Source organism: Methanobacterium formicicum DSM 3637 (assembly GCF_000302455.1).
Lineage (GTDB): Archaea > Methanobacteriota > Methanobacteria > Methanobacteriales > Methanobacteriaceae > Methanobacterium > Methanobacterium formicicum_A.
Genome location: NZ_AMPO01000014.1, coordinates 49,064 through 55,063, shown reverse-complemented (window position 1 = coordinate 55,063; position 6,000 = coordinate 49,064). Strand labels below are relative to the sequence as shown.

The 6,000-nt window shown below is 33.9% G+C and carries 6 protein-coding genes; 2 read left to right on the top strand and 4 right to left on the bottom strand.

Annotation, left to right across the window (positions count from 1 at the left end):
- The 4 genes from A994_RS12580 to A994_RS12565 all read right to left on the bottom strand — a co-directional run.
- A partial coding sequence (locus A994_RS12580; protein ID WP_192812721.1) for a glycosyltransferase family 39 protein occupies positions 1-1,145 on the bottom strand: 1,145 nt, incomplete at its 3' end.
- Positions 1,146-1,368: 223 nt separating this feature from the next.
- On the bottom strand, positions 1,369-2,112 hold the full coding sequence (locus A994_RS12575; protein WP_004032048.1) for a BPL-N domain-containing protein: 744 nt from the start codon (positions 2,110-2,112) through the stop codon (positions 1,369-1,371).
- 529 nt (positions 2,113-2,641) lie between these two features.
- Positions 2,642-2,932, bottom strand: coding sequence for a hypothetical protein (locus A994_RS12570; RefSeq protein WP_004032047.1), 291 nt, complete (start codon positions 2,930-2,932; stop codon positions 2,642-2,644).
- A 38-nt stretch (positions 2,933-2,970) separates the two neighbouring features.
- Positions 2,971-3,261 (bottom strand): winged helix-turn-helix domain-containing protein, encoded by a 291-nt coding sequence (locus A994_RS12565; RefSeq protein ID WP_004032046.1) that lies wholly within the window; start codon positions 3,259-3,261, stop codon positions 2,971-2,973.
- Between the two features lie 290 nt (positions 3,262-3,551).
- Here A994_RS12565 and A994_RS12990 point away from each other — a divergent pair, with 290 nt between their 5' ends.
- Positions 3,552-5,390: a PAS domain-containing sensor histidine kinase gene (locus tag A994_RS12990; protein ID WP_004032045.1), complete on the top strand. Its 1,839-nt coding sequence runs from the start codon at positions 3,552-3,554 to the stop codon at positions 5,388-5,390.
- Between the two features lie 140 nt (positions 5,391-5,530).
- Positions 5,531-5,926, top strand: a complete 396-nt coding sequence (locus A994_RS12555) for a nuclear transport factor 2 family protein (RefSeq protein ID WP_237739757.1) — start codon at positions 5,531-5,533, stop codon at positions 5,924-5,926.
- Positions 5,927-6,000: the final 74 nt, after the last annotated feature.

Genomic DNA, 6,000 nt, shown 5'->3' with positions numbered 1-6,000 from the left:
ATTAATAAAAATCTAGACTGGTAATCTGATGCAGGTATTGATACTAGAACTGCCAGTAAAACAGCCATTGAAATATAGGCCCATACAAGCAGTGTGTTTTTATTCATTTTAGAGTGGAAGTTTTTATAGAGAATTTTATTATTATCATGAAGGGTGTTATCCATCTTAATTGTGGCGTTACCCATCTCCAATGTGGCTTTATCCAAACCCAATGTGGTTTTAACCATCTCCAACTTTGTTTTATCCCTTTTGGCTGTGGTTTTATCCATCCTCACAGGCATTAAAGTTATTTTTTCTTTCAAACCCCTGTAAAGTATAATTACAGCAGCTACGATTCCCAGCATGTAAGGAAGACTTAAGAAAATTATTCCTGAAACTGGACTGGTCACTCCCCTCCCCGTAACCCCGGTTTGCGTGGTGGAAGAGCTGATAAACGATAACATCACAGTGCTGAATTTGGTATACATAACCGGATAAGTCAAAAAGAGGACTGTGAAAAAGGCCAAAACCAGGGCGCTTACCATTCCTAAAATTTTAAGGTCAAATAAGGGTAATTTTCGGATTTTATATGTTTTGAACACTATGCTGAAAATTAGAAGTGAAAAAAATATGGTGACTGCCACTGCTCCTGTGTAAATATGAGTTAAAAGATTGAGGCATAAAAAGAGAACTGTTAGAGCACCGTATTTTTTCCACTGGTTAATATCTGCAAACCACATCACTGCAAAATACAGGAACACTACAAGGAAAAGAACCCCAACCAGGTTCTGCAGAAAATCTCCTATAAGAGCGAAGTAATTTACATTAACCGTGACCATAAAAGCACTTAAGAGTGCAGGAATCTTAGATCCTCCCACTTTTTCTTTGGTGTAACATTCAGTGAGTAAATAGGCAGGTAGGACCATTAAGGATCCCATTAAGGCCATTCCTATTTTGATTCCTAAAAAGGAGTTACCAAATAGGAGTACAAATGGAGTTAATAAATAATATGCCAGTGGTGGATCGTTACTCATTGGAAATCCATGTTGCAGTATATTACGGACTTGAATATCATAAAATGCACCATCTATCCCATAAGATAAAGAATAACGGGTTAAAACAAATATATCAAGCACAAAAGAGAACGTAAAAATGGCAAATAACATTAATAACCAGTAATTATTTTTAAAATATTGGATGATTCGAATCTTAGAAATTGGATTATCATTCTTAAAAATAGTGAAACTTGTCATAGTACTTCCCCTACCTTCATAGTGTTATTTTAAATTTTAGTAATATCAGGGGCTCTAAGTCTTTTTAAGCGGTTGAAGCGAGATATTTTTTTAAAAGATAATCTTAGAGCCCCAATATAACCAAATAAAATGGTTATCATGATTTTTTAGTGGTCCATAATATCATTTGGACCAGTAGTTGTGAATTCTGAGGATCGAGTTCAGGATGAGAACCACTTAAAAGAACTCTACCTGAACCATAACTTTCACCCATAATTGCAGAATAACCCTGATAGCCAGTTCCATTATCAGAATAACTGGCAAATGAAGATGCACTGGAGCCTGTTGCGTACATAACAGGACCATTCTGGTGGTAAAGACTAGTTTCAGATGAATTCAACAACTTGCTCCCGGAGGATGTGGGTGTAATTTCAACTAATCCATCATAACTTACGTCAATGGTATTTACCTGTGAAGCAAGTCCCCATCCGGAATAATCCCCATCAACACTGTTAGATGCTGCGTAAGCCCCTGCACATATTCCAAGATATCCTTTACCCTGGTTTAAAAATTGTTTAATTGCCTCATCATCAATATTGCTGCCCTGAATATAGGTAGCAGAGTTTCCTCCAGGTATTATCAAAATATCATAGCCAGATAATGTGTTGGAGTTTATTTGGCTGCTGGTGTCATAGTCAAAATATATGCCACCTGAAAGATTCATACTGTTACTTTCATCCAGGCAGGCCTTTAAACCAGCTACACTTTCTTCCATTGAACCATCACCATCAAATATTAAAACTTTAACCGTTGAAACGCGATTATCTGAGTTATTCACGTTTATTTCATCCGAATCACCCGGAAGTCCCACTACCAGAGTCATGGCTGATACTAAAATCACAATGACCAGCAGCAACATGAATAATTTATTTTTACTTAAAAAAATTCCTTTTATTTTAATTCCTTTAATTATAAACCCTCCGGCATTATTTATGCCTCTTGATGTCTATTTTCTAGATTTAATGCATAAAAATAGTTTTTCCCATATTTAACCGAATTTTTACCGGTTCCGTACAGTCCACACCCAAATCTCTCCCAATTTTGAGGAACACAATTATTAAATTGAACATTAAGAAAAAAATAAAAAAAACATAATCTAAGTTCTAAATAGGTTAAAAATTACTTAAAATATGTAAAAAGAATAAATAAACTATAAATATTGGATATAAATAAAACAAATGATTTTTTTAACTTTTTTGATTTGATAAGAGATTTATAAAAGACTCCAAATTGAGTGAAATTTGGTAGAATATTAAAGGAGAATGTATTAAAATTTAAGAAGAATAACTTAAAGTCGATGCTGTAAAACCCTGAAAAAAGGAAACTAAGAATTGATTGAGAAAGAAAAATAAGAAAGGAATGGTTTTAGATTATTTCCAGCTTATCTTCAATAAAGCACTTAATGCTACTAACTGACTTATGTTGATAAGTAAAAGAGAATAATCATTTCCATGTTCTCCTCCCGAAGGCATTGGAGGCGGAGGAGCCAGAAACCCCATGGAAAGTAGATTTTGGATTAGTAAGAAAGTTCCAAATATTAAAAGTCCCAGTGTATATTCTGATTTCCACTTCCGGTAATTCTTCCAGTAAATGGAAAGCAAAATAATTATAATTGATATGTTAGCTAACGCAACTGCCATACCCAGATATCTTAATACCATTCCAATCTTCTCCTTTATAAATATCTATTCTTTTTTATCTATTCTTTTTCAGATTCTTTCCATATCTGTTTGAATGAATCGAAGTTTTCCTCCATTGTAGATGAAAGCATGTAAACAGTCCCATACTGTCCGTCGCCACATGTCATTACTATATTATTCTTGACCAGAACATTCAAGTGATGTTTAACAGTTTTATAATCTAATTTAAGACATTTAGCAAGCTGATTAGCATTATATGGTCTTGAATTGAGTTCATTGATTATTTTGGCTCGATTGATTCCCCCGCGCGTTCCAGCTATCAACCACCAGAGTAAACCTTCACCTTCCATAAATATCACATAAAACCATATGCAAATACTTTAATTAACCATCCACACTGCAGGAATAGGAATAAATCGTCTAGACCATACCATTTCTTCTTATTAATTATATTTTTATATTACTTAATGAATAATAAAATCCGCAAGTCATACTTAAATTTCTAATTAAAGGATTTATACTTAATTAAGTTTTCTCTTCTAAAAACCTGCACATAAACATTAAGTAATAAAATAAATTTTTATAGATATGATAAAAAATATATAAACTAGTATAAATTATAACGAAGTGAGGGTTAACTTTGTCTCCTGAAAACAGAATTGATGTGCCTGTAGAAATATTAGAAAACATTAGTGATGTTTTTATTTCCATAGACCCTAATTTTAGAGTAACATACATTAATAAACTCGCAGAAGAGTTTTCAGGAAGGGAAAAAAGAAATATTATTGGTAAAACTTTTCTAGAAGCTTTTCCACAAACCCAAAATAATGTTTTTCATGAGGTATACTTCCAGCTAGTTAATAAAAAAGAATTTACAGAAAGAGAGAAATTTGAATTTGAAGCTGTTTTTGATGAACCTCCCCTTAAAAATTGGTATACTGTTCGTGTTTTTTCCAGTAAAAATGGGTTTAACATATTTTTTCAGGATATAACTTCAAGAAAGACCGCAGAATTAGAGTTAAAAGAGAGTGAAGAAAAGTACAGATCACTCATTGAAACCATACCAGATTCCACAGAACGCGAGCGCCAGTGGTCTAACCTTATTTCAAACTTACCCGGCATGGTATACCATTGCCTAAATGATAATAAGTGGACAATGACTTTTATAAGTCATCAGTGCAAAGAAATAACCGGTTATGACCCTTCAGAAATTATCAACAATGATATAAAAGCATATAATGATTTGATTTTTGAGGAAGATCGTGAACATGTTTGGAGCACAGTTCAAAATGCCCTTGAAAAAAGTGAACCTTACGAAACCACTTACAGGATAGTAACTCGTCAAAATGAGATTAAATGGGTTTGGGAGCGAGGAGTAGGTGTTGAAGATGAAAATGGAGAATTGTCTCTGGAAGGTTTTATAGAGGACATAAACGATCAAAAACTTGCTGAAGAAGCTTTAAAAGAGAGTGAGGAAAAATATAGGGCTCTTTTTGAATCTGATCCTAACTATACCATATTACTGGGATTGGATGGTTATCTGTTGGATGTGAATCCTGCAGCTACCATGATCACAGGCCTGTCAAAAAAGGAGTTAGTGGGAAAACACTTTATTGATTTGACCATTTTTCCTGAAGAAGAACTTGTATCTCACCGGGAAATATTTTCACATTTTGTTACTGGCAAAACAATTGCCCCTTATGAATCCAGAATATATGATTATAATGGTAAAATTCGCTGGATTGAAATTAAACAAAGCCCTATAAGAATTCATGGTGAAATCACCCATGTTTTATTGATCTGCAGCGACATAACCCAACGTAAAAAAGCAGAAAATAAAATTAAAGAGTCCCTGAAAGAAAAAGAAGTCCTGCTGCAGGAGATCCATCACCGGGTTAAAAACAATATGCAAATTGTTTCCAGTCTCTTAAATCTCCAAAAACAGTATGTAGATGAAGAAGAGACAGTTAACATCCTCATGGAGAGTCAAAACAGGGTTAAGTCCATGGCCATGATCCATGAAAAATTATACCAGTCCCATAATTTAACCAGCATAAACATCTTTGACTATGTTCAAAGTCTGGTTAAAGATTTATTCGCATCATATTCAACTCCCGCAAGTCAGATCACACCCATAATTGAAATTGATAATGTGAATCTGAATATAGAAACAGCAGTACCCTGTGGACTCATAATCAACGAACTCGTATCCAACAGCCTTAAATATGCATTCCCCCAGGGAAGGGGAGGAAAAATCATTTTATCACTCAAATTACGTGGAAAATATTATGAACTGATCATCAGCGATAACGGTATTGGATTCCCAGAGGATCTTGATTTTAAAAATACAGAATCACTGGGTCTGCAACTCGTTAATAGTTTAGTTGGTCAAATTAATGGTGAAATAGAGCTCAATCGAAGTCAGGGTGCCATGTTCAAAATTATTTTTTCAAAATTAACTTACAAAGAAAGAATTTAGTATTGATAGGAAATAAGGCCCCTATTGATAAATTAGGGTTTGCATTGATTTAAATTAGAGATTAAATCCATCTCATTTTTAAAAAGGGTATTTCTTAGATTTTAAAATAAACACTTGAATGATAAAGGAGTGAAAAAATGATGAACATTGGAAAGGTGGAGAATCTATTTAAAAATCTCGAAACAGGGAACAGTGACATTTTTTTCAAACATGTTTCAGATGATGTTTCATGGACTGTTATGGGCACTCATCCCCTTGCTGGAACTTACCTTAATAAAGAAGATTTCATTTCCCATACATTCAGGCGATTAAACAGGATACTGGAAGAAGGAGTGATTTTAAAGGTCAAAAATATTCTCCTTCAGGATGATACTGCAGTGGTAGAGATGGAATCCATTTCCACAGCTTTAAATGGAAAACCATTTAACAACACTTATTGCTGGGTAGTTTACTTCAAAAACGATGTCATTGTTGAAGTCCGGGCCTATGTTGACTCAGCCCTGGTACAGAAAGTTATAGATGAAAATGAAAAATAAAATATATTCTGCCATAAATTTGGTTATTATGTCTAACTATTGAATCAAATAACCAGATACAAATTCACAGCCCA